General features: G+C 69.8%; 23 protein-coding genes. 5 read left to right on the forward strand and 18 right to left on the reverse strand.

All coding sequences use genetic code 11. The annotated features are described in order from the left end of the window. The first annotated feature begins 26 nt into the window (after nt 1-26). Nucleotides 27-413 (forward strand): VanZ family protein, encoded by a 387-nt coding sequence (locus AC07VX_RS19585; RefSeq protein ID WP_493165839.1) that lies wholly within the window; start codon nt 27-29, stop codon nt 411-413. Here the strand turns inward: AC07VX_RS19585 and AC07VX_RS19590 are convergent. Genes AC07VX_RS19590 through AC07VX_RS19600 form a run of 3 tightly spaced genes read right to left on the reverse strand, consistent with a single transcriptional unit; the run spans nt 385 to nt 3,163 of the window. Beyond that, the gene (locus AC07VX_RS19590) at nt 385-1,695 is read right to left on the reverse strand and encodes a TRAP transporter large permease (RefSeq protein WP_493165838.1); all 1,311 of its coding nucleotides are present in this window, start codon (nt 1,693-1,695) and stop codon (nt 385-387) included. The genes AC07VX_RS19585 and AC07VX_RS19590 overlap by 29 nt on opposite strands. Beyond that, nucleotides 1,692-2,147 carry a TRAP transporter small permease gene (locus AC07VX_RS19595; RefSeq protein ID WP_493165837.1) on the reverse strand — a complete coding sequence of 152 codons (456 nt, stop codon included), beginning with the start codon at nt 2,145-2,147 and terminating at the stop codon, nt 1,692-1,694. Before AC07VX_RS19595 ends, AC07VX_RS19590 begins: the two co-directional genes overlap by 4 nt. Then, nucleotides 2,144-3,163: a TRAP transporter substrate-binding protein gene (locus AC07VX_RS19600; protein ID WP_493165836.1), complete on the reverse strand. Its 1,020-nt coding sequence runs from the start codon at nt 3,161-3,163 to the stop codon at nt 2,144-2,146. The genes AC07VX_RS19595 and AC07VX_RS19600 overlap by 4 nt, the downstream gene beginning before the upstream one ends. Before the next feature lie 144 nt (nt 3,164-3,307). Here AC07VX_RS19600 and egtB point away from each other — a divergent pair, with 144 nt between their 5' ends. Further along, on the forward strand, nt 3,308-4,462 hold the full coding sequence (gene egtB, locus AC07VX_RS19605; RefSeq protein WP_493165835.1) for an ergothioneine biosynthesis protein EgtB: 1,155 nt from the start codon (nt 3,308-3,310) through the stop codon (nt 4,460-4,462). Next, nucleotides 4,459-5,430 carry an L-histidine N(alpha)-methyltransferase gene (gene egtD, locus AC07VX_RS19610; protein ID WP_493165834.1) on the forward strand — a complete coding sequence of 324 codons (972 nt, stop codon included), beginning with the start codon at nt 4,459-4,461 and terminating at the stop codon, nt 5,428-5,430. The genes egtB and egtD overlap by 4 nt, the downstream gene beginning before the upstream one ends. Here egtD and AC07VX_RS19615 read toward each other — a convergent pair. The 10 genes from AC07VX_RS19615 to AC07VX_RS19660 all read right to left on the reverse strand — a co-directional run bounded on the left by AC07VX_RS19615 (nt 5,427) and on the right by AC07VX_RS19660 (nt 14,642). Next, nucleotides 5,427-6,026, reverse strand: coding sequence for a GNAT family N-acetyltransferase (locus AC07VX_RS19615; protein ID WP_493165833.1), 600 nt, complete (start codon nt 6,024-6,026; stop codon nt 5,427-5,429). The genes egtD and AC07VX_RS19615 overlap by 4 nt on opposite strands. A gap of 21 nt (nt 6,027-6,047) precedes the next feature. Then, nucleotides 6,048-6,455, reverse strand: coding sequence for a hypothetical protein (locus AC07VX_RS19620; protein ID WP_493165832.1), 408 nt, complete (start codon nt 6,453-6,455; stop codon nt 6,048-6,050). A 105-nt stretch (nt 6,456-6,560) separates the two neighbouring features. Continuing rightward, entirely contained in the window at nt 6,561-7,253 is a 693-nt protein-coding gene (urtE, locus tag AC07VX_RS19625; protein WP_493166086.1) for an urea ABC transporter ATP-binding subunit UrtE, read from the reverse strand. A 1-nt stretch (nt 7,254) separates the two neighbouring features. Next, nucleotides 7,255-8,088, reverse strand: coding sequence for an urea ABC transporter ATP-binding protein UrtD (gene urtD, locus AC07VX_RS19630; protein WP_493165831.1), 834 nt, complete (start codon nt 8,086-8,088; stop codon nt 7,255-7,257). Continuing rightward, entirely contained in the window at nt 8,085-9,131 is a 1,047-nt protein-coding gene (gene urtC / locus AC07VX_RS19635) for an urea ABC transporter permease subunit UrtC (RefSeq protein WP_493165830.1), read from the reverse strand. The genes urtD and urtC overlap by 4 nt, the downstream gene beginning before the upstream one ends. Next, nucleotides 9,128-10,669, reverse strand: coding sequence for an urea ABC transporter permease subunit UrtB (gene urtB / locus AC07VX_RS19640; protein ID WP_493165829.1), 1,542 nt, complete (start codon nt 10,667-10,669; stop codon nt 9,128-9,130). Before urtB ends, urtC begins: the two co-directional genes overlap by 4 nt. Before the next feature lie 138 nt (nt 10,670-10,807). Then, complete coding sequence (gene urtA / locus AC07VX_RS19645) at nt 10,808-12,058, reverse strand: urea ABC transporter substrate-binding protein (protein WP_493165828.1); 1,251 nt, start codon at nt 12,056-12,058, stop codon at nt 10,808-10,810. A gap of 222 nt (nt 12,059-12,280) precedes the next feature. Then, nucleotides 12,281-13,033: a LytR/AlgR family response regulator transcription factor gene (locus tag AC07VX_RS19650; protein ID WP_493165827.1), complete on the reverse strand. Its 753-nt coding sequence runs from the start codon at nt 13,031-13,033 to the stop codon at nt 12,281-12,283. Further along, nucleotides 13,030-14,049: a sensor histidine kinase gene (locus AC07VX_RS19655; protein WP_493165826.1), complete on the reverse strand. Its 1,020-nt coding sequence runs from the start codon at nt 14,047-14,049 to the stop codon at nt 13,030-13,032. Before AC07VX_RS19655 ends, AC07VX_RS19650 begins: the two co-directional genes overlap by 4 nt. Before the next feature lie 8 nt (nt 14,050-14,057). Continuing rightward, on the reverse strand, nt 14,058-14,642 hold the full coding sequence (locus tag AC07VX_RS19660; RefSeq protein WP_493165825.1) for a hypothetical protein: 585 nt from the start codon (nt 14,640-14,642) through the stop codon (nt 14,058-14,060). Nucleotides 14,643-14,777: 135 nt separating this feature from the next. On the opposite strand from AC07VX_RS19660, the gene AC07VX_RS19665 reads away from it, so the two are divergent. Further along, entirely contained in the window at nt 14,778-15,479 is a 702-nt protein-coding gene (locus tag AC07VX_RS19665; protein ID WP_493165824.1) for an ABC transporter ATP-binding protein, read from the forward strand. Continuing rightward, nucleotides 15,472-17,835: an ABC transporter permease gene (locus AC07VX_RS19670; RefSeq protein ID WP_493165823.1), complete on the forward strand. Its 2,364-nt coding sequence runs from the start codon at nt 15,472-15,474 to the stop codon at nt 17,833-17,835. Before AC07VX_RS19665 ends, AC07VX_RS19670 begins: the two co-directional genes overlap by 8 nt. A gap of 10 nt (nt 17,836-17,845) precedes the next feature. On the opposite strand, the gene fahA is transcribed toward AC07VX_RS19670, so the two are convergent. The 5 genes from fahA to AC07VX_RS19695 are packed head-to-tail and all read right to left on the reverse strand — an operon-like array spanning nt 17,846 to nt 23,132. After that, the gene (gene fahA, locus AC07VX_RS19675; protein WP_493165822.1) at nt 17,846-19,078 is read right to left on the reverse strand and encodes a fumarylacetoacetase; all 1,233 of its coding nucleotides are present in this window, start codon (nt 19,076-19,078) and stop codon (nt 17,846-17,848) included. Then, nucleotides 19,075-20,358 carry a homogentisate 1,2-dioxygenase gene (hmgA, locus tag AC07VX_RS19680; protein WP_493165821.1) on the reverse strand — a complete coding sequence of 428 codons (1,284 nt, stop codon included), beginning with the start codon at nt 20,356-20,358 and terminating at the stop codon, nt 19,075-19,077. The genes fahA and hmgA overlap by 4 nt, the downstream gene beginning before the upstream one ends. Then, a complete protein-coding gene (locus AC07VX_RS19685; RefSeq protein WP_493165820.1) occupies nt 20,351-20,575 on the reverse strand; it encodes a DUF2783 domain-containing protein in 225 nt (74 codons plus the stop codon). The genes hmgA and AC07VX_RS19685 overlap by 8 nt, the downstream gene beginning before the upstream one ends. Beyond that, nucleotides 20,572-22,164 carry an FAD-dependent oxidoreductase gene (locus AC07VX_RS19690; RefSeq protein WP_493165819.1) on the reverse strand — a complete coding sequence of 531 codons (1,593 nt, stop codon included), beginning with the start codon at nt 22,162-22,164 and terminating at the stop codon, nt 20,572-20,574. The genes AC07VX_RS19685 and AC07VX_RS19690 overlap by 4 nt, the downstream gene beginning before the upstream one ends. After that, nucleotides 22,164-23,132 carry an MBL fold metallo-hydrolase gene (locus AC07VX_RS19695; protein WP_493165818.1) on the reverse strand — a complete coding sequence of 323 codons (969 nt, stop codon included), beginning with the start codon at nt 23,130-23,132 and terminating at the stop codon, nt 22,164-22,166. The genes AC07VX_RS19690 and AC07VX_RS19695 overlap by 1 nt, the downstream gene beginning before the upstream one ends. Nucleotides 23,133-23,193 lie beyond the last annotated feature (61 nt).

Below are 23,193 nucleotides of genomic sequence, written 5' to 3' on the forward strand. Positions count from 1 at the left end.
CGGGCCGGCCACAATGCGGCCCCGCCATGCCCCGCCTGATCCAATACGCCACCGCTCCCGAGCAGCGCCGCCTGTGGCGCGCGCTGCTCGTGCTGCTGTTCTTCTCGGTCACCTACCTGGCCCTGGTGCCCCACCCTCCCAAGGGCATCAGCACCGGCTGGGACAAGTCCAACCACCTGCTGGCCTTCGCTTCGCTGGCGTTCTGCTGCGTCTGGGCGCTCTGGCCGAGGCCGCGGCAGTGGTGGCTCATCGTCGTGGCCCTGCTGGCCTACGGCGTCGGCATCGAGATCGCCCAGCATTTCCTGCCGCCGCGCAGCGCCGATGCCCAGGACGTACTGGCCGACGCCGCCGGCATCGCGCTGGGGCTGCTGCTCGCCTGGCCCTTCACAGCCATCGCAGCACGCCCACGCTGACAGCGGGCACGAAGAGCAGCAACAGCAGCCGCAGCACGTCGCTGGCCAGGAAGGGCATGACGCCCTTGTAGGTCTCGTTCATCGGCACCTCGCGCGCCATGCCGTTGACGACGTAGACGTTCAGCCCCACCGGCGGCGCCAGCATGCCGATGCCCACCGTCATCAGCACCAGGATGCCGAACCAGATGGCCTTGGGCTCGGCCGCGAGGCCGAAGATATCCAGGCCCATCACCGTGGGGAAGATGACCGGGATGGTCAGCAGCAGCATGGACAGCTCGTCCATCACGCAGCCCAGGACGACGTAGAACGCCAGCACGCCGGCCACGATGGCCAGCGGCGGCACGGCCAGGCCACCCACCCACTGCGCCAGATGTGTCGGCATCTGCGTGAGGGCCAGGGCCGAATTCATCATGTCGGCGCCGAGGAAGATCATGAACACCATGGCGGTCGTCTCGGCCGTGCCGAGCAGCGCCCGCTTCAGGCCCTCGCCGCGCAGTTCGCCGGACAGCAGCCCGCTGGCCAGCGTCGCCAGCGCACCGACGGAGGCGCCCTCGGTCGGGCTGAACAGGCCGCCGTAGATGCCGCCGAAAACGACGACGAAGATGACCAGCAGCGGCCACACGCCGAGCAGTGCCCGCCAGCGCTCGCCCCAGCCATGGCGCCGGCCGGGCACGGCCAGCGCGGGACGCAGCCGGCAGGTGATGGCGATGACGGCCAGATAGCCCGCCGTCGCGATCAGCCCGGGGATGAAGGCCGCCGCAAAGAGCTTGGCGATGTTCTGCTCGGTCAGGATGGCGTAGACGATCAGCGGCACGGAGGGCGGGATCAGGATGCCCAGCGTGCCGCCCGTGGCGAGCACGGCGGTCGAGAGCCGGCCGTGGTAGCCCGCCGCCTTCATCTCGCCATAGGCCACCTGGGTGATGGTGGCGCAGGTGGCCACCGACGAGCCGCAGACCGAGCCGAAGGCGGCCGAAGCCAGGATGGCCGCGAACGCGAGCCCGCCGCGCCAGTGCCCGACCCAGGCCGACGCCGCGCGGAACAGCGCCCTGGACAGCCCGCCCTGGGTGGCGAACTGGCCCATCAAAAGGAACAGCGGGATGACCGACAGCTCGTAGACCGTCAGCCGCGCCACTGCCGAACCCTTGATGAGATTGAGCAGCGCGGCGTCGCTGCTCATCCAGGCGTAGCCGAGGGCGCCGGGGATGAACATGGCGGCCGCGATGGGCACGCGCAACGCCATCAGCACCAGCATCAGGCCGAAGATGGCCAGGCCGATGCTCATCGCTTCACCGCCTGCACGAGCGCGATGACCGCTGTCAGGGCCAGCCCGGGCGCGAGGATGGCGTAGGCCCACCACATCGGCAGCCCGAGGATCATCGTCTGCTCGCCGGCCTCGTCGACGGCCATGGCGCCCATGCCGCTGCGCCACGCGAGCAGGCCCAGCATGACCGCCAGCAGCAGCGCGCCGAAACGGTCCAGCGCGCCGTTGAGCCGCGCGGGCGCAGCCTGGGTGAAGAAGTCCACGATGATGTTGCCGCGCCGCAGCTGGCACCAGGGCAGGCACAGCGCGATGGCCAGCGCGATGCCCGTCTGGCTGAGCTCGATGTCGCCACGTACCGGCGCGGCGAACAGGTTGCGCCCGGCGACGCTCCACAGCGTCATGCACGCCACCAGCAGCGCGCAGACGCCGCCCAGCAGCGCGAACGCCGCCGCCAGCCTCTCAAGCCACTTCACTTGCGGTACTTGGCCAGCAGGGCCTGCGCCTCGGCCAGCATCTGCTTGCCCGGCAGGCCGCGCTTGTCCATGTCGGCGGCCCAGTCGTCGTACAGCGGGTGACTGGCCTTGATCCAGTTGTCCACCTCGGAGGCAGGCACCGTGTAGAAGACATTGCCGCGGTCCACGGCGTGCTTGCGCGCAGGGGCCTGGCTGGCGTCCCAGGTGCGGCCGGCCTGTTGCGACAGCGCGGCGCCGGCGTTCCTCTCGATGACGGCCTTGAGGTCGGCGGGCAGGCCGTCGAAGCGCGCCTGGTTCATGGCCAGCACGAAGACGGCGCTGTACAGCGCCGGCCGGCTGTGGTCGGTCTCGGTGTGGTACTTCACCATCTCGTGCAGCTTGACCGACGGGATGACCTCCCAGGGCAGCGCGAAGCCATCGATGGTGCCCTTGCTGACCGCATCGGCCACCGCCGGCAGCGGCATGCCCACGGGCGATGCGCCCAGCGATGCCAGCAGCCTGTTCGTCTGCCGCGTCGGCGCCCGCAGCTTCAGGCCCCTGAAGTCGGCCAGCGTCCTGATCTGCCTGTCGCGCGTGTGCAGATAGCCCTCGTCGTGCGTCGCGAACATCAGCGGCTTGATGCCGGGGAACTCCTTGGTGGCGTACTTGCCGTAGAAGTCCCATGCGGCACGCGAAGCGGCCTCGGCCGAATTCGTCATGAAGGGCAGCTCGAACACCTCCATGATGGGAAAGCGACCGGCCGTGTAGCCCGGCAGCGTGAAGGCGATGTCGACGACACCGTCCTTGACCTGGTCGATGAGCTGGGCCGGCGTGCCGCCCAGCTGCATGGCCGGGTAGACCTGGCACTTGAGGCGGTTGCCCGAATCGGCCGCGATCCTGTCGCACCACGGCGCCAGGATCTGCGTCGGCGGCATGGCGCCCGGCGGCCAGAAGTGATGCACCCTGAACGTGATGGGCTCCTGGGCCTGAACCGCCGTGGCGGCCAGCAGGGCGGCGATGAAGGCGAGTGCTTTCATGCCCGGTCTCCTTGTTGTGTGCCGGCGATCCTAGGGGAACCGGAACCCCGGGCATCCCCGCACCCACCCTAGGGGGAGGCGTCCTACACCCAAAGCCCCTGCACTGACATACCGTTGGCAGCAGTTTGCGCTACGGTGACACCCATGTTGACCGACCTGCTCCGCGCCACGCGTGCCCGCACGCTGGCCCTGGCCGCGCCCCTGTCGGACGAGGACGCCCAGTTGCAGTCCATGCCCGACGCCAGCCCCGCCAAATGGCATCTGGCGCACACGACCTGGTTCTTCGAGACGCTGGTGCTGGCGCCGTATCTGGCCGGCTACCGCGTCTTCGACGAGCGCTGGCCGCGGCTCTTCAACTCCTACTACGAAAGCCTCGGCCCGCGCCACGCACGGCCGCAGCGCGGCCTGCTGAGCCGGCCGTCGCTCGCCGAGGTCAAGGCCTACCGGCGACATGTGGACGCTGGGCTGGCCGACCTGCTGCCTCAGTTGAAAGATTCGGTGCCCGCCGAGGCGCGGGCCCTGGTCGAGCTGGGCTGCCACCACGAGCAGCAGCATCAAGAACTGCTGCTGACCGACATCCTGCATGCCTTCTCCTGCAACCCGCTGCTGCCGGCCTATGACCCGTCCGCGCCCGCCCGAGCCGTCGCGCCGCAGCAGGCCTGGCTGAGTTACGCCGGCGGCATCGTCGACATCGGCCACGGCGGCGACGGCTTCGCCTTCGACAACGAAGGCCCGCGCCATCCGGCGCTGCTGGCCCCGTTCGAAATCAGCAACCGCCTCGTCACCTGCGGCGAGTACGCCGACTTCATCTCCAGCGGCGGCTACCGCGAGCCCCTGCTGTGGCTGTCCGACGGCTGGGCCACCGTGCAGGCCCAGGGCTGGCAGCGGCCGGCGTACTGGCTGGAGGACGGCAGCGTGTTCGGGCTGCATGGCGTGCAGGCGATGGACCCGGACGCCCCCGTCATGCAGCTGAGCTTCTACGAGGCCTGCGCCTTTGCCGAATGGGCCGGCGCGCGGCTGCCGACCGAGTTCGAGTGGGAGGCCGCGTCGGCGCTGCAAGGTTTCGAGCAGGCGGCCGACCAAGCCTGGCAGTGGACGCGCTCTGCCTACGCCCCCTACCCCGGCTTCAGGCCGGCGGCAGGCGCGGTGGGCGAGTACAACGGCAAGTTCATGGTGGGGCAGCAGGTGCTGCGCGGCGGCAGCTTCGCCACACCGTGCGGCCACGCACGGCCAACCTACCGCAATTTCTTCCCGCCGGCCGCGCGCTGGCAGTTCAGTGGATTGAGGCTCGCACGATGAAACCAGGAATCGAATGGCGCCAGCCCCGCCCCTCGGCCGACAACGAGCAGTTCGCGGCCGACCTGCACGCGGCGCTGTCACGCACGCCCAAGGCCATCTCGCCCAAGTACTTCTACGACGAAGCCGGCTCCAGGCTCTTCGAGCAGATCTGCGAACTGCCCGAGTACTACCCGACGCGCACGGAGCTGGCGCTGCTGCAGCGGCATGCGCCCGACATGGCGGCCCAGTTCGGCGCCGGCGTGCAGCTGGTGGAGTACGGTGCCGGTGCGCTGCGCAAGGTGCGACTGCTGCTGGACGCCATGCCGCGCGACAGCGTTCAGTTCGTGCCCGTGGACATCTCCGGCCCGCACCTGCTGGCGGCCTGCGACGGCCTGGCGGGCGACTACCCCGGCCTGGCCATTCAGCCCCTGGTGGCCGACTTCACGCGCCCGCACACGCTTCCGCCCTGCCCGGATGGCAGCCGGCGCGTGGGCTTCTTCCCCGGCTCCAGCATCGGCAACTTCACGCCCGCCGAAGCCGACGGCTTCCTGCGCCTGGCTGCCAGCGAACTGGCCGGTGGCGGCCTGCTGATCGGCATCGACCTCGTGAAGGACCACGACGTGCTGCACGCGGCGTACAACGACGCGGCGGGCGTGACGGCGGCCTTCAACCTGAACCTGCTGCACCGCGCACGCCGCGAACTGGGCGCCGAGTTCCCGCCCGACGGCTTCGAGCACCTGGCCTTCTACAACCCGGCCCACCAGCGCATCGAGATGCATCTGCGCGCCACCGGGCCGCTGGAACTGCGGCTGTGCGGCCAGGTCTATGCCTTCCACGAAGGCGAGACGCTGCACACCGAGCACTCGCACAAGTACACCGTCTCGGGCTTCCAGGCCCTGGCCGAGCGCGCGGGCTTCAAGCCGGGCAAGGTGTGGAGGGATGAGAACGGGTGGTTTGCGGTGCTGTGGCTGGAGGCTGCAGCAGCCTAGGCTCGTCGGTGCAGAAACATGCACCACAGGGTTGCACTGCCCATGCGGCCCCGGGCGGTTTCCTCGAAGCCGGCACGCTCGTAGAAACGGACGTTGGACGGGTTGGCCGTCTCCAGGTAGACGCCCCTCGACAGCGGGTCGGCCGCCGATAGCTCGCAGAAGGATTGGAGCAACTGCAAGCCGATGCCGCGGCCCTGCAGGGCTGGGTCCAGACCGAGCACGCCGAGGTAGTAGTGCGGTAGGGCCGGCTTGGCCTTGTCGGCAATCTCGTCATAGGCCGCCATGCGCTCGCTCAGTCCGGGAATGGCGCTCTCGAATCGCTCCCAGTCATCGGCGAAACGCTTCGGCCACTCGGGTCGGACCGTGGTGTAGCCCATCGCGCCGCCGTGGATGCCGGCCGAGCCCCGAGCGACGAGCACCGGCATGCCCAGGGCCAGCCGGGCGCCCATCAGCAGCGAGAAGAACTGCGTCACGCGCTCGCGGTAGCCGGCGCCGGTCTGGAGCAGGAATCCCGTGATTGGATCGTCTGCGAAGGCCGTGACCAGGCTGCTTACGGCGGGCTCGATGTCAGATGGGGTCGCGGCGGTGATTTGCATGAGGCCTCGGCAGCAAAGGGATCACGACTCTGCCTGAAGATCCCAAAAAGACGGCTCGGCGGCAAGAACCGCGTGGAGCTTGGCACCCGCCTCTTCCAGCAGCCCCATGGGCACGGGACGAAACAGGCCCATCAAGCCGTTCATCGGTCGCTCATACGAGATTCCCACCCGCCACTGCGCATCCCCCTGACCGATGGGATCGTCCATGCCGCCAATGGAGACAGTGAAGGTCTTTCCTGCTTCCACTGCGACCAGGCACCAACCCCAGTCTTCCTGGATCGGCTCCGATACTTCCATCTCCGCCTGGATGAGCTTGCCCTGCAACCAGGACGCGAAGTCTTCACCGAAGCAACGCTCGTTGATGAAGTTCGGCTTGGTCTCGGTGGCATTGAAGCGATTCGTCCGCAGAACGAAGGCATGTTCTTGCATGGTCTGTGGCGTCCAGATTTGCCGCAGCCGAATCTGCCATTCGACCCATGCAAGCGCAACGATGCGTTCTGACCCCGCCAGCAAAACCGTTGGGTCTGCCGGGAATCAGATCGCCAACCGCACCCTCACCCCATCCGCCACCATATCCTTGCCCCGCCCGCGCATGACAATCTCACCGCGCTGCATCAGCAGGTACTGATCGGCCAGCTCTGCAGCGAAGTCATAGAACTGCTCCACGAGCACCACCGACAGGCCCTTGTCGTGCGCCAGATGCCGGATGACGCGGCCGATGTCCTGGATGACGTTGGGCTGGATGCCTTCGGTGGGCTCGTCCAGCAGCAGCACCTTCGGCCCCGGCGCGAGAGCGCGGGCGATGGCGAGCTGCTGCTGCTGGCCGCCGGACAGATCGCCACCACGGCGGCCGCGCATCTTGTCGAGCACGGGGAACAGCTCGAAGAGTTCCTTCGGCAGCGGCGTGCCGGCGGGCTGGCTGGCCAGGCCCATCTGCAGGTTCTCCATGACGGTCAGCCGCCCGAAGATCTCCCGGCCCTGGGGCACGTAGCCGAGGCCGGCGCGCACGCGCTGGTGGGTACGCAGCTTGCCGATGTTCTCGCCCGCCAGCGTGATGCTGCCGGACGTGACGGGCACGACGCCCATCAGGCTCTTCAGCAGCGTCGTCTTGCCGACGCCGTTGCGGCCCAGCACGACGGTGATCTCGCCGGGCTTCAGGTCGAAGCTCAGGCCGCGCAGGATGTTGGAGCCGCCGTAGTGCTGCTGCAGGTTTTCAACCTTCAGAATCTCATCGGCCAAGGTACACCTCGATCACTTTCTCGTCTGCCTGGACCGCGGCCATCGTGCCTTCGGCCAGCGTCTTGCCTTCATGCAGCACGGTGACCGTGCGGTGCGCACCCGCCAGCGTCGCCACGAAACTCATGTCGTGCTCGACGACAACGAGGGAATGCCTGCCCTCCAGGCTGAGGAAGAGCTCGGCCGTGCGTTCGGTTTCCTCGTCGGTCATGCCGGCCACGGGCTCGTCAAGCAGCAGGAGCTTGGGGTCCTGCGCCAGCAGCATGCCGATCTCCAGCCACTGCTTCTGGCCGTGGCTGAGCAGGCCGGCGACACGGTCGCGCTCGTCGGCGAGGTGAACGGTCTTGAGCAGCTCGCCCAGGCGATCGCGCTGCCCGCCGCTCAGCTTCGCCCGCATCGCAAAGCGCGCACCGCGGTTGCCGGCCAGCGCCAGCTCCAGGTTCTCCGTGACCGAGAGCGCCTCGAACACGGTGGGCTTCTGGAACTTGCGGCCGATGCCGGCGCGGGCGATCTGCTGCTCGCTCATCAGGCGCAGGTTGAGGTTGCTGCCGAAGAAGATGCGGCCGCTGTCGGGCCTCGTCTTGCCGGTGAGGCAGTCCATCGTCGTCGTCTTGCCGGCGCCGTTCGGGCCGATGACGCAGCGCAGCTCGCCGACGCCGACCGTGAACGACAGGCCGCCCAGCGCCTGGAAGCCGTCGAACGCCACCTTCAGGTCTTCGACATAGAGGGCCACGCCCTGGTTGAAGATGGGCTCGCCGGCGGTGGCGATGCGGGTCAGTGCGCGCGCTCGCGCTTCGGAGCCGGCCTCGAGAAGCTCTGGCGTCATTTCTTGAACCTCCTCGCCAGCCCCATCAGGCCTTGCGGCAGGAACAGCGTCACCGCGATGAACAGCCCGCCGAGGATGTAGAGCCAGCCCTCGGGCCACCAGGCCGTGAAGACGGACTTGGTGCCGTTGACGAAGAAGGCGCCCAGCACCGGCCCGATCAGCGTGCCGCGGCCACCCACGGCGGCCCAGATGGCCATCTCGATGCTGGCCGCAGGGCTCATCTCGCCCGGGTTGATGATGCCGACCTGGGGCACATAGAGGATGCCGGCCAGGGCGCACATCACGGCCGAGATGACATAGGCGCTGAGCTTGAAGGCGACGGGGTCATAGCCCAGGAAGCGCACGCGACCCTCGGCATCGCGAATGGCCTGCAGGATGCGGCCCCAGCGGCTCTGCGTGAGCCACCGGGCCACGAGGTAGCAGGCGATCAGCGCGACGCCGCTGGCGATGCACAGGCCCACCTTCATGACTGGCGTGTTCAGCGGCATGCCGGCAATGCGCTTGAAGTCCGTGAAGCCGTTGTTGCCGCCGAACCCCGTCTCGTTGCGGAAGAACAGCAGCATGGCCGCGACGGTCAGCGCCTGCGTGATGATGGAGAAGTACACGCCCTGGATGCGCGAGCGAAAGGCGAACCAGCCGAACACTGCGGCCAGCAGGCCCGGCACGGCCAGCGCCAGGAAGACCTGGCCGGCCAGCGAATCGCTGAGCGCCCAATGCCAGGGCAGCTCCTTCCAGTTCAGGAAGACCATGAAGTCGGGCAGGTCCGACTGGTACTGCCCTTCGCGGCCGATCTGGCGCATCAGGTACATGCCCATGCCGTAGCCGCCCAGCGCGAAGAACAGGCCGTGGCCCAGCGACAGGATGCCGCCAAAGCCCCAGATCAGGTCCAGGGCCAGGGCGCAGATGGCAAAGCACAGGAACTTGCCGAGCAGGCCGACGTAGAACTCGCTCAGGTGCAGCACGTGGCCGGGCGGGAAGGCCAGGTGCAGCAGGGGCACGAGCAGCAGCAGGGCCGCGACGGCGATGAGCAGCGTCTTCTTCATTCGACGCTCCGGCCCTTGAGGGCAAACAGGCCTTGCGGCTTCTTCTGGATGACGAGCACGAGCAGCATCAGCAGGGCGATCTTGGCGAGCACCGCCCCCTGCCAGCCCTCCAGCAGCTTGGACAGCACGCCCAGGCCGAGGCCCGCGTAGACGGTGCCGGCCAGCTGGCCGACGCCGCCGAGCACGACCACCATGAAGGCGTCGACGATGTAGCTCTGGCCCAGGTCGGGGCCGACGTTGCCGATCTGGCTCAGCGCGCAGCCGGCCAGGCCGGCAATGCCGGAGCCCAGCGCAAAGGCCAGGGTGTCGACCTTGGCGGTGTTGACGCCCACGCAGGCGGCCATGCGCCGGTTCTGCGTGACGCCACGCACCATCAGCCCCAGGCGCGTCCTGGAGAGCAGCAGCGCCATGCCGCCCAGCACGAGGGCCGCGAAGGCGAGGATGGCCATGCGGTTGTAGGGCAGCGTCAGGTTGGGCAGCAGCGCCCAGCCTCCAGACAGCCAGGCGGGGTTCTCCACGGCCACGTTCTGCGCGCCGAACAACGTGCGCACGGCCTGCATCAGCACGAGGGAGATGCCCCAGGTCGCCAGCAGCGTCTCCAGCGGTCGGCCGTAGAGCCAGCGGATGACGGTGCGCTCCATCGCGGCACCGACGAGGGCCGCGGCGAGGAAGCTCACCGGCAGCGCCACCCACAGGTAGTAGTCGAAGGCTCCCGGTGCCCAGGCCCGGAAGGCCTGCTGCACGCAGTAGGTGGCGTAGGCGCCCACCATCAGCAACTCGCCATGCGCCATGTTGATGACGCCCATCAAACCGTAGGTGATGGCCAGGCCCAGCGCCACGAGCAACAGCACCGAGCCCAGGCTGAGCCCGGAGAACAGCAGCTGGGCCCGCTCGCCCCAGGCCAGGCGCTCGCCGATGTCGGACACGGCCTTCTGCATGGCAGACCTGGCGGTCGGGTCCGTCTCTGCCGCCAGCTTTTCCAGCAGCAGGGCCCGCGTGGCGGGGTCGGCGCTGCCGGCCAGCTCGGTCGCCGCGACGCGGCGCTGCGCAGCGTCGGCGGACGACAGCTTGGCGCCGGCCACCAGGGAGTTCAGCTGTGCACGCAGCCCGGCATCGCTCTCGGCGGCCAGCGCCTTCTCGAACAGCGCGAGCTTGGACGCATCTGCGTCGTCGCGCAGCGTCGCGAGCGCCTTGGCACGCGTGTCGCGGTCCCGGGACAGCAGGTTCAGCCCTGCAAGGGCCGCATCGATCTCGCGGCGCATGCGGTTGTTCAGCATGGGCTCCTCGGCATCCGCCGGCGGCGTCGCGCCTTCGGCAAGGACGAGGGCCTGGCCGCCCTTCACGCGGACACGGCCGTCCTGCAGAGCGCGAAGGAAGGGGCCTAGCGAATCGTCACCCGCCGCCAGCGCCTGCTGAAGCGCTGCGACACGGTCGTCGCCCTCGCCCGCCGCGATGCGCGACGCCAGCTCCGGCGGCAAGGCCCAGGCCGACGCTGCGCCGAGCACGAGCAGCCATCCCAAAAGAAGTCGTTTGATCATGACGCCCCAGGCGAATGCAACCAGCGCCGTGCGAAGCACGCGCGCCCCTCCAGCGGCCGCCGTGGATCTGGCTTTGCCAGTCCACCAGCGGCGCCCCCTCGAAGGGGGCCGCGGCTCCGCCGCGGCAGGGGGTGAGCCTTATTTCGCCGGCTCGTCCTTCTTGCCCTTGTTCTCGGGGATGTAGGGGCTCCACGGCTGGGCCTTGACGGGGCCCGGCGTCTTCCACACCACGTTGAACTGGCCGTCCGCCTTCACCTCGCCGATGAAGACCGACTTGTGCAGGTGGTGGTTCTTCGCGTCCATCGTGGACGTGATGCCCGACGGCGCCGTGAAGGTCTGGCCGGCCATGGCGGCGATGACCTTGTCGGTGTCGGTGCTGCCGGCCTTCTTGACGGCCTGGGCCCACATGTTGATGCCGATGTAGGTGGCTTCCATCGGGTCGTTGGTCAGCGGCTTGTCCTTGTGGCCGGCGATGCCCTTGGCCTTGGCGTAGTCGCTCCACTTCTTGATGAAGGCGTCGTTGGCCGGCGCCTTGATGGACATGAAGTAGTTCCATGCGGCGAGATGCCCTTGCAGCGGCTTGGTGTCCACGCCGCGCAGCTCCTCCTCACCCACGGAGAAGGCCACCACCGGCACGTCCGTCGCCTTCAGGCCCTGGTTGCCGAGCTCCTTGTAGAAGGGCACGTTGGAGTCGCCGTTGATGGTCGAGATGACGGCTGTCTTCTTGCCCTCGGCGGCGAACTTCTTGATCTTGGCGATGATGCTTTGATAGTCCGCGTGGCCGAAGGGGGTGTAGTCCTCCATGATGTCGGCCTCGGGGATGCCCTTGCTCTTCAGGAAGGCGCGCAGGATCTTGTTGGTGGTGCGGGGGTAGACGTAGTCGGTACCCAGCAGCACGAAGCGCTTGGCGCCGCCACCGTCCTTGCTCATCAGGTATTCCACCGCGGGGATGGCCTGCTGGTTGGGAGCGGCACCCGTGTAGAACACGTTCTTGCTGAGCTCCTCGCCCTCGTACTGCACCGGGTAGAACAGCAGCGAGTTGGTCTGCTCGAACACCGGCAGCACCGACTTGCGGCTCACCGAGGTCCAGCAGCCGAAGACGACCGCGACCTTGTCCTGCGAGATGAGCTGCTTGGCCTTCTCGGCAAACAGCGGCCAGTTGGACGCCGGGTCCACCACCACCGGCTCCAGCTTCTTGCCGAGCAGGCCGCCCTTGGCGTTGATCTCGTCGATGGCCATCAGCACCGTGTCCTTGAGCACGGTCTCGGAGATGGCCATGGTGCCCGACAGCGAATGCAGCACACCGACCTTGATGGTGTCGGCGGCAAAGGCTGCGGGAGTAAACAGGCTGGCGGCAGCGGCCAGCGCAAGGGCGGAACGGCGAAGCATCGGGGAGTCCTCCGGGTTGGGATGAGGGAGTCGAGTAGCCGGAAGGCAAGAGCGCAAGCCTCGTGCCAGCTTCGTGCAGTTCGTCACACCCGCAGACATCCCAACAGCCGCACGGTTATGGGCTATGACAGCCCTGTCAAGGTGCGATTCGCACCGTTGGTGTACCGCAGCATTTGCCTGTCGCACGGAAACGGGGCCGCTCGCGCCCCGCTTTGTGGCTGCCTAAGCCGCCAGGCCGCGCAAGACCTGGGACCGGCTGCGACTGACCATGAGGCCCCGGCCGTCCTTGAGCTCGGCACTCAACTGCCCATTGGCCAGGCGCCGAAAGCGCGCCACCGCGTCAAGGTTGATGATGCAGCCCCGGTGGATGCGCACCCAGCGCCCGGCGTCCAGCCTCTCCTCCAGCCGCGCCAGCGCCAGATGCAGCAGGTGCTCGGCACCGCCGACGTGCACGGCCACGTAGTCGCCCACCGCCTCGAAGTGGCTGACCTCGGCGACCGCCACCGGCACGATGGCCGCGCCGCTGCGCACGAACAGGCGGGTCAACGGCCCCCGCCCCAGCAGCTCGGCCATGCGCTCCAGCGCCGGCGGGCAGGGCTCGCCCAGGGCGGCGCGCACCCGCTCCAGCGTCGCGTTCAGGCGCTCGGCACCGAAGGGTTTGAGCAGGTAGTCCAGTGCACCCAGCTCGAAGGCCGTGATGGCGTGCTCGGCATGGGCAGTCGTGAAGATGACCAGGGGCGGTGTGCCGGACTCCGCCAGGCGGCGCAGCACCTCGGTGCCCAGCAGGCCGGGCATCTGTATGTCCAGGAACACCAGCTCGGGCTTCAGGCGCTGGATTTCGGCCAGGGCCACCGGCCCGTCGGCCGCCTCGCCCACGCAATGCAGCCAGGGCAGGCCGCGCAGCAGATGGCGCAGGCCGGCCCGGGCCACGGGCTCGTCATCGGCGATCAGGGCGGTGACGGCAGCCTCGCTCATTCGTCGCCGTCCTTCAGCGGCAGGACGAGCTCGGCGCGCAGGCCCTGGCCGGGCGCGCTCTGAACCACCAGTGAGGCACTGCCGCCATACAGCCAGCCCAGGCGCTCGCGCAGGCGGCGCAGGCCGGTGCCACCGGCTTCCAGCGCCGCGGCTTCGGCGCCCGTGCCGTTGTCTTCGACACTGAGAAGCAGTCGATCGCCCTGGACGCTGGCGCGCAGCTTCACCGTCGTCGCGTCAACACGCGGCGCGGCCCCGTGGCGCACGGCGTTCTCCACCAGGGTCTGGAGCGCGAAGCTGGGCACCAGTTCGTCCAGCGCTGCGGGATCAAACCCGGTCTCGACGACCAGCCTGTCGCCGAAGCGAATGGCCTCGATGTCGAGATACAGCTGCACGACCTTCCACTCCTCGCGCAGCGTGACCTGCTCGCGCGGGTTGTCGACGCTGGCCCGCAGCAGGGCCGCGAGCTGCTCGGCCGCGCGCGAGGCGCGCTCGGGGTCCAGGGGAATCAGCTGCACCACGGTGTGCAGCGCATTGAACAGGAAGTGCGGGTGCAGCTGGGCCCGCAGCGCGGCGAGCTGGCTGCGCGCCTGCAGGGCTTCCAGCTGCGCATTGCGGGCGGCAGCCCTCTGGGCGTAGGCAACGCCGGCGATCATCACGTAGAACCACACGCCGGTGACCAGATAGGCCGCCACCCCCGGCCCGACGACGAGGACGAGGTGACCCACCACCAGGCTCTCGACCACGCTGTTGGCCAGCACCCAGGCCAGCGCATAGACCGCAGCACCGAGCGCGTGCTTCGCCACGAAGCCCAGCCGCATCGGGTGCGGCCAGGGCCAGCGCGCCGTCAGCCGATGCACGGCCAGGCCGAGCAGGGCCGCCGTGGCCATCAGCCGCAGCGAGTAGTGCAGCGCCGACGCAAAGCCCGCGCCATGCACCGTCATCATCAGCACCGCGAACAGCGCGGCTACCGGCAGCCAGCCGATCAGCCATTGCACCCAGACCCAGGCTCGACCCATCGATGTCCTCAACGGCTGGCTTTACGCGACATGCGCTTGGCGACGATGGTCAGCGTCCCCTCCTCCCAGCTCGCGCCATTGTCATGGGAGCGATCCTGGCGCATCTTGAATCGGTCGGCCGAGATCTCCATGAAGCGCGTGCGCGTCAGCATGGGCTTGCCGTCGTTGGTCTGGCCGCTGCCTTCGAGGCGCATCTCGCCGTCCTGCCAGACGCCGCTGCTGCTGCCGAAGCGGGCGCGGTAGACATCCAGGCCGCTGACCAGCCAGCGTTTGCTCCTGGCGTCGAAGATGCGCTGGGCGTGGCTCAGCGACATCGGGTTGCCCGAGGCGTCGACGATGCGCAACTCGTCGTCCAGGCCGTAGCCGTCGAAGGCCTTCCAGGCCTTCCAGCTGCCCACCAGCTTGGGCGCTCCGTGGATCATGGCCGCCAAGCCGCTGACCTTGGGCGTGACCTCCAGCTCCCACTGGCCGACGAGGAAGTCGAACTGCGCCGCCTCGGCAGGCAGGGCAGCGGCCGCGGCGGCCGCAGCACCATGCTGGGCATGTGCCATGCCGCACAGGGCAAGGGCGAACGAGAGGACGAGGGCTTTCATGGCATCTCCGAAAGGGAAGGGATGCCGCCAGCATCGCCACGCCCGCGCCCGCTGGCGAGGCCCGATTCGCCGAGTGGCAGAACCAGGCCGTCGAACGGTGTGCGCCAGGACCGGCCGCTTCCTACATTGGCCGCCATGCAAAGCCCCACACCCCTCATCCGCCTGCGCGGCGTCGGCAAGAGCTTTCCCGTAGCGGGCGGCGACTTCCAGGCCCTCAGCGACCTCGACCTCGACATCCATGCCGGCGAGTTCGTCGCCGTCGTCGGTGCCTCGGGCAGCGGCAAGTCCACGCTGCTCAACCTGCTCGCCGGCATCGATCGCGCCGGCGGCGGCGAGCTGAGCGTCGCCGGGCAGGACCTGCGCGCCCTGCCCGAGCGCGCGCTGTCGCGCTGGCGCGGCCGGGCCGTCGGCGTGGTGTTCCAGTTCTTCCAGCTGCTGCCCACGTTGACGGCGCTGGAGAACGTCATGCTGCCGATGGACTTCTGCAACCGCTGGCCGGCCGCCGAGCGGCCCGGGCGCGCCAGGGCGCTGCTGAAACGGCTGGGCGTGGAAGACCAGGCCGACAAATTCCCCAGCGCCCTCTCGGGTGGCCAGCAGCAGCGCGTGGCGCTGGCGCGCGCGCTGGCGAACGCGCCGGCGCTGATCCTGGCCGACGAGCCCACGGGCAACCTCGACTCGGCCAACGCCGCGGCGCTGCTCACGCTGCTGGACGAGCTGGCGCGCGAACAGGGCGTCACCATCGTCATGGTCACGCACGAGGCCGCGGCGCTGGGCCAGGTGCAGCGCAGCCTGCGCCTGCGCGACGGCCGTCTCGTCGAGGACCGCCGCCATGCTTGATCGCCGCGCACTGAAGACCTGGCGCGACCTCTGGCAGCACCGCACGCGCAGCCTGCTGGTCGTGCTGGCCGTGGCCCTAGGGCTGACGGCGGCCGGCACCGTCCTGAACGCCTGGGCGCTGGTGGAACGCGCCACCGACGAGGGCTTTCGCGCCAGCCAGCCGGTCTCGGCCACCCTGGTGCTGGACCGCGCCGACGCCAGGGCCCTGGCCATCGCGCAGGCCCAGCCCGACATCGCCGCCGCGCGGCTGCGTCGCAGCATCGGCGCCAGCGTGCAGGCCAACGGCCGCGCACGCCATGCCGTCGTCGTCGCGCTGGACGATTTCCGGCGCCCGGACATCGGCCGGCTGCGTGCCGAGTCTGCTGCCTGGCCGCCGCGTGGCGACGGCCTGTGGATGGAGCGCTCCTCGCTGGACTTCTCCGGCGCCGCCGTCGGCGAGCCGGTCTCGCTGCGCCTGGCGGGCGGCGAGACGCAGGCGGTCGACATCCGGGGGCTGGTCCGCGACGTCAGCCAGGCGCCGGGCTGGATGGAGAACCTCGTCTACCTCTACGGCAGCGAGGCCACGCTGACCCGCCTGGGCGCGCCGGCCGGCCTCAACGAGCTGCAGCTGCGCCTGCGCGCCGAACGGTTCACGCGGGACGAACTGCGCCGCAGCGTGGCCGCGCTGCGGGCACGGCTCACTGCCGCCGGCTACGCGGTCAAGAGCGTCGACATGCCCGAACCCGGCGAGCACATCCATGCCGCGCAGATGGACTCGCTGCTGATGACGCAGGGCGCCTTCGGGCTGCTGGCACTGACCGCCTGCGGCTTCCTCGTCGTCAACCTCGTCAACGCCATGCTCGCCAGCCAGACGCGCGAGATCGCCGTCATGAAGGTGCTGGGCGGCTCGCCGCGCCAGATCGGCGCGATGGTGCTGGCGCAGGCCGGCGCCCTGGGCCTGCTGGCCTGCGCCATCGCGCTGCCGGCCGCCTGGTGGCTGGGGCGCAGCTACGGCGGGCTCAAGGCCGAGCTGCTGAACTTCCCGCTGGACAGCGTCGCCACACCGGTCTGGGGCCTCGCGCTGCAGCTCGCCGTTGGCCTGGCCCTGCCGCTGGCGGCCGCCGCCCTGCCGGTGCGGGCCGCGCTGCGCCGACCCGTCGGCGAGGCGCTGCGCGACATCGGCATCACCCGCGACGGCCAGCCCCTGGGCCTGCAGCGCGGCGCCCTCGCGGCACGCCTGGTGCCGCTGCTGGGCGGCTGGGCGCGGCCGCTGCTGCTGGCCGTCGGCAACGCCTTGCGCCGCCGCCAGCGCATGCTGCTCACGGTGCTGGCCCTGGCCAGCGGCGGCGCCGTCTACCTGGGCGCGGCGAACCTGCGCAGCGCCGTGCGCGGCTCGGTTGACGAGCTGTTCGCGGCCCAGCGCTTCCAGCTGCAGCTGCGCATCGGCGCGCCCACGCCGGCGGCGCGCCTCGAAGCCCTGGCGGCGGAACAGCCCGGCATCGCCGCCGCCGAGGCCTGGCGCGGCCTGCGCGGCCAGCTCGGCGGCGAACCGCTGACGCTGCTCGGCGTGCCGGCCGACGGCCGGCTGCTCCAACCACGCATGCTGGAGGGGCGCTGGCTGGCCCAGGGCGGCGGGCAGGAGCTGGTCGTCACGCGCCTGCTGCTCAGACAGCAGCCTGCGCTGGTGGTCGGCAGCCGCCACCGCATTGCCGACCGCGACTGGACCGTCGTCGGCCTGGTCGACGGCGGCCCGCAGGCGCTGGCCTACGCCGCACGCGCCGCGCTCGACGCCATCGCCGGCAACGAGCTCGCCACCAGCCTCGCGCTGCGCCTGGAGCGGCCCGACTCGCCCGTGGCGCTGCTCGATGCCGCGCGGCAGCTGCGCGAGGCCTTCACCGAAGCCGGCATCGACGTCACGGGCAGCCAGTCGCAGGCGGAGAACCGCCGCGTCGTCGAAGACCACCTGCTGATGGTCGTGGACTTCCTCGGCGCGATGGGCCTGGTGATGATCGCCGTTGGCGCCATGGGCCTGGCCTCGACCATGGGGCTGGCCGTGCTGGAGCGCCGGCGCGAGATCGGCGTGCTGCGGGCCATCGGCGCGAGCGACGCCGCCATCCTCGCGATGGTGCAGGCCGAGGGGCTGACCCTGGTCGTGCTGGCCTGGCTGGTGTCGCTGCCCCTGGCCCTGCCCCTGAGCGCCCTGCTCGAAGCGGCCTTCGGCCGCATCATGTTCAGCGTGCCCTGGCGGCTCGTTCCGGGTGCCGCGACGGCCCTGGGCTGGCTGGGCCTGATGGCGCTCATCTCGCTGCTGGCCTGTGCATGGCCCGCGCGTCGCGCACTGCGCGTGCCGGCGGCGCAGGCCCTGGCCTACGCCTGAGCCAGGTCGATCAGCGCGCGGCGGTGATCTGGCCGTCGCAGGGGCCAAAGCCGATGCGACGGAACCCGGGCTTGTGCGCAAAGGCGCGCAGGCCGAGCTGGTCGCCGTCGAGCACGAAAGTGCGCTGCTCGCCATTGGGCAGCGTGATGGGCTGCTTGCCGCCCAGGGTCAGCTCCAGCAGCGAGCCGGCCTCGTCCTGCGCCGGGCCGCTTATCGTGCCGGTGCCGAGCAGGTCACCGGGCTGCAGATTGCAGCCGTTGCTGGCGTGGTGGGTCAGCATCTGCGCGAGCGACCAGTAGGCGTGGCGCAGGTTGGAGCGCGACAGCCGTGTCGGCTCGGCCATGGCCGGCGTCTTGAACCAGACCTCCAGCTCGATGTCGTAGGCCGCGTTGGCGCGGTGGGCCGGCGAGTCGAGATAAGGCAACGGCTGTGGGTCTTCGGCCGGCCGCGTGAAGGGGATGCGGAAGGGTTCCAGCGCCTCCATCGTCACGATCCACGGCGAGATGGTCGTGCCGAAGTTCTTGGCCAGGAAGGGGCCCAGCGGCTGGTATTCCCAGGGCTGGATGTCGCGGGCGCTCCAGTCGTTGAGCAGCGTCAGGCCGAAGGCGTGTTCATCCGCCTCGTCGATGCCGAAGGGCTCGCCCAGCGCATTGCCCGGGCCGACAAACAGGCCCAGCTCCAGCTCGCAATCGACGCGGGCGCTGGGCTTGAACACCGGCACCTCGGCGTCAGGCGGCTTGACCTGCCCCCTGGGCCGGCGCAGCGGCGTGCCGCTGACGACGATGGAGGAACTGCGCCCGTGGTAGCCGATGGGCACCCACTGGTAATTGGGCAGCAGCGGGTTGTCGGGGCGGAACAGGCGCCCGATGGCACGGGCGTGGTGGATGCCGGTGTAGAAGTCGGTGTAGTCGCCGATGCGGCAGGGCAACGTGTACTCGGCCACAGCCTGCGGCACGAGCTCGATCTCGGGCGCGCCGGCCTTCAGCGTGTCGAACAGGCGATGGCGCAGCGCGCGGCGCTCGCTGCCGGGACGGGCCATCAGCGCGTTCAGGTCGGTAATGCCCCAGCCGCTCAGGTCCAGGATCTGGTCGCCGATGCCCACGCCCACGCGCCAGGGCTCCAGCGTGCCGGCGCGGCGGAAGCTGCAGAACGGCAGGTTCTGCAACGGGAAGTCGGTGGCCGGGTCGTTGGCCGATGCGACCCAGGAGAGGGCCGCGGCGTCATGGGTGTGGTCGATGCTCATGCTTTGAATTCGTCCTTCAGGCCCTGCCAGCAGTCCGCATAGCTCGTCTCCAGCGGCGCACCCTTCAGCGCCCAGGTGGTGGGCTTGAGCGGCCAGCGCGTCTCGAACATGAAGGCCAGCGTGGCGTCCAGCTTGTGCGGCTTCAGGTCGGCATGGCTGGCCTTGTCGAAGGCCTCGGTGTCGGGGCCGTGCGGCACATAGCTGTTGTGCAGGCTGGCGCCGCCGGGCTTGAAGCCTTCGGGCTTGGCGTCGTACTGGCCCAGCACCAGGCCCATGAACTCGCTCATGACGTTGCGGTGATACCAGGGTGGGCGGAACGTGTCCTCGGCCACCATCCAGCGCGGCGGGAAGATGACGAAGTCGACGTTGGCCCAGCCAGGCGTGTCGCTGGGGCTGGTGAGCACCGTGAAGATGCTGGGATCCGGGTGGTCGAAGCTGACGGTGTTGATCGTCATGAAGCGCGCCAGGTCGTAGCGGCAGGGCACGAGGTTGCCGTGCCAGGCGACGACGTTGAAGGGACTGTGCGGCTGGCGCGCCCGCCAGAGCTGGCCGCCGTGGCGCTTGACGATCTCGTACTCGCCGGCCTCCTGCTCGTACCAGGCCGCGGGCGCCTCGAAGTCACGCGCATTGGCCAGGCCGTTGGAGCCGATGGGGCCCAGTTCGGGCAGCCGGAAGGCTGCGCCGTGGTTCTCGCAGACATAGCCGCGCGCGGGCACATCGAGCGGGTCGACCTTGAAAGCCATGCCGCGCGGCAGCAGCGCGATGAAGCCGGGCGCCACGACGAGTCGACCCAGCTCGGTGGTCACGAGCAACCGTCCCTGCTGGGGCACCAGCAGCATTTCGGCATCGGCATTCACCAGCGCACGACGGCCCATGGCGCGGGTCGCCACATAGGCCAGCGCGGCCATGCCGCCGATGCCGGGCTCGCCGTTGACGGCGTAGCTGCGCAGGCCGTCGACGAAGTCGCCCTCGCCGTCCAGCGGCGTCGGGCCCCAGCGCAGCGGGTCGGGCGGCGAGACCTCGCCCTGCGCGGCACCGCTCTTCCACAGCGGATGCGGCAAGGCCTGGTAGCCGCCACAGACGACCGAAGGCTGGCGCCGGTAGAGCCAGGTGCGGTGGTTGTCCACCCGGGGCGCGGTGAAGGCGCTGCCGGACAGCAGCTCGGCATAGAGCCCGTGGGGCGCGCGTTGCGGGCTGTTGCGGCCAATGGGCAGCGCGCCGGGAAGCGCCTCGCTCTGGTGCTGGTTGCCGAAGCCGGCGAGGTAGTGGAGTTCAGTCATGGGCTTGTTGGCCATCGCTGGCGTGGGCATCGCGCGCAAGCGCGAAGGCTTCGCGCAGCACCTCGCGGTCGCCGATGTGGTTGCACAGGATCAGGGTCAGGCGCGCCAGCCAGTCGGCCGCGGCCTCGTCGGGCAGGCCAGCCTGCGCGGCGATGAGCTCGGCATAGAAGGCATCGGCCTCGCCGCCGAAGTTCGGGGTCAGGTTCAGTTTGCTCATGCGGTTCTCCCGAGAGCGCGAGCCAGCGCCGCATGGACTGCGCCGGCATCGAAGCGGTGCCAGCGCGCCGCGACGATGGCATCGGGCCGGATCAGGTAGACGCTGCCGGGCCGCGCACCATAGCGACTGGCAGCCAGCCCCTCGGCCGGCAGCGTGAGGACGGGCAGAGCCTCGGCCTGGACGCGCCAGCCGAAGGCGAGCAGCGCAAAGCCGCCGGCCAGCGTTTCGAGCAGCCAGCCGCCCTCCTCCAGCGGCGCATCGGGCGCAGCGCAGCCGGGGCCGGGGCCGGCCGCCCAGGCCTCTTCGTCGGGCGTGCTCAAGGGCGAATCCACATGGTCGGTCGGCAGCGAGAGCCGGCCGCTGTTGACCAGGGCCTTGGCGAAGTCCGTGCGTGCAGCCAGGTCCAGCGCGGCGCGGCGCAGCCGGCGGCTCAATGCGCTCTTGGGGCTGATGAAGTCGGTCGCGCGTGTCGAGTGGCCGATGTTGTCGTCGGCCGCCTCGATGCGCTCGAACTCGTAGGCATCGAGCAGCCCGTCGCCCCCCTCGCCCTTGAGGACGGCGGCCAGCTTCCAGCCGAGGTTGTCGACGTCCTGCACGCCGCTGTTGGCGCCGCGCGCACCGAAGGGAGAGACCTGGTGGGCGGCGTCGCCGGCCAGCAGCACGCGCCCGACCCTGAATCGTTCCGCCCGCCGGCAGGCGAACTGGTAGATGGACGACCAGGCCAGCTCGAAGGGGGCGCCGTCCAGCATCGCGCTGACGCGCGCCTTGACGCGCTCGGGCTGCTTCTCGGCCTCGACGTCCGCATCGCGGCCGAGCTGGAAGTCGATGCGCCAGAGACCGTCGGCCTGCGCATGCAGCAGCACCGACTGGCCGCGGTGAAAGGGCGGGTCGAACCAGAACCAGCGCTCGGGCTTCTCGGGGTCCAGGCCGCGCGGACGGGCGCCGGGAGCCAGCGTCACGTCGGCGATGAGAAAGCGGTCCTCGAACACCTGGCCGCTGAAGCCCAGGCCCAGCAGCGCCCGCGTCGGGCTGCGCGCACCATCGCAGGCGACGACCCAGTCCGCGCGCATGTCGAACAGGCCGTCGGGCGTGCGTACGTTGAGCGTGACACCCTGGTCGTCCTGCTCCAGCCCGATCAGCTCATGCTTGCCGCGCAACTCGATGCGCGGGTCCTGTTGCACCGCACGGACGAGCCGCGCCTCGACCTGGTCCTGCTGCAGGTTGACCATGGCCGGCATCTTGTGCCCCGCCTCGGGCAGCAGATCGAACCCGTAGGCCTCGCGCTCGCCATGGAAGACGCGGCCGCGCTGCCAGCGCACGCCCTCGCGCGCGACGGCCACGCCAATGCTCTCGGGTTCGGCGAGACGGTCAAACACCTCCAGCGTCTTCTTGGCCCAGCAGACCGCCCGCGAGCCGCTGCCGATGTGGTCGTTGTCGTCGATGACGACGACGGGCACGTCGCGCCGGGCCAGGTCCAGCGCCAGCGTCAGGCCCACCGGCCCGGCACCGACGATGACGACCGGCCGGCGCTGCTGCTGGCCGGAGCGCTGCTCCAGGCTCTGTTGGTAGGGGTAGCGTGGCAGATCCATCAGGCGCCTTCGAGGGCTTTCCACATGTCGACATCGCGTTCGGCGGTCCAGATGCGCGGGTGGCTGGTGCCGGCGGCCTCGTCGTAGGCGCGCGTCACATCGAAGGGCATGCAGTGGTCGAAGATGACCCAGTGGCCGTACTTCGGCCGCAGCGCGGCCATGGTGCGCTGATAGACGGATTTCAGTTCCTCGCCCGCCTTCACGCCGGCCTGCACGGCCGCGTAGAGCTCGCTGACGAAGGCGCGCGTGCCGTTCAGGCCGGCAGCCACCTGCTCGGCGCCCTTGAGCGCCGGGCCTCGGCCGGGCACGAGGGCGGCGGCATTCAGCTGCGTGATCACGTCCAGCGTGGCCGGCCAGTCCTGGAAATGGGCGTCGCCGCAGTACGGCGTGGCATCGAACTCGACGAGGTCGCCGCTGAAGAGCACGCGCTCCCCGGGCAGCCAGGCCACGGTGTCGCCGGCCGTGTGGCCGCGGCCGGGCGAGAACATCTCGACCTTGACGCCGCCCAGGTCCAGCGTGAGCCGGCCGCTGAAGGTCAGCGTGGGCCAGGTCAGGCCAGGCGGGACGGACTCGACGTTACGGAACAGGCGCGGGAAGCGGCCGATCTCGCTGGCCTTGTCCTGCTCGCCGCGCTCCTTGATCAGGGCCAGCGTGCCTTCGCTGGCAATGACCTGCTCCAGCCCCTCGGCCTTGAAGGCGGAGGCGCCCAGCACGCGCACGGCGTGGTAGTGGCTGAGCAGCACGTACTTGATGGGCACGCTCGAAACGGAGCGGATGCGGCGGATGACGTCGGCCGCCATGACCGGCGTGGCCTGGGTGTCGATCACCATGGCCGCATCACGGCCGATGACGATGCCGGTGTTGGGATCGCCCTCGGCCGTGTAGGCCCAGGCGTGTTCCGAGAGGCGTTCGAAGCTGACCTTCTTCTCTTCCAGGTCGGCTTGCGAGGCAAAGGCTTTGATCGTCATGCGGGTCTCCAACATCGAAGCCGAAATTTATCCTATTCCGAATCAATTCAGCAATATAGAA

The sequence above is a fragment of the Roseateles sp. GW821-FHT03B02 genome, assembly GCF_059421025.1.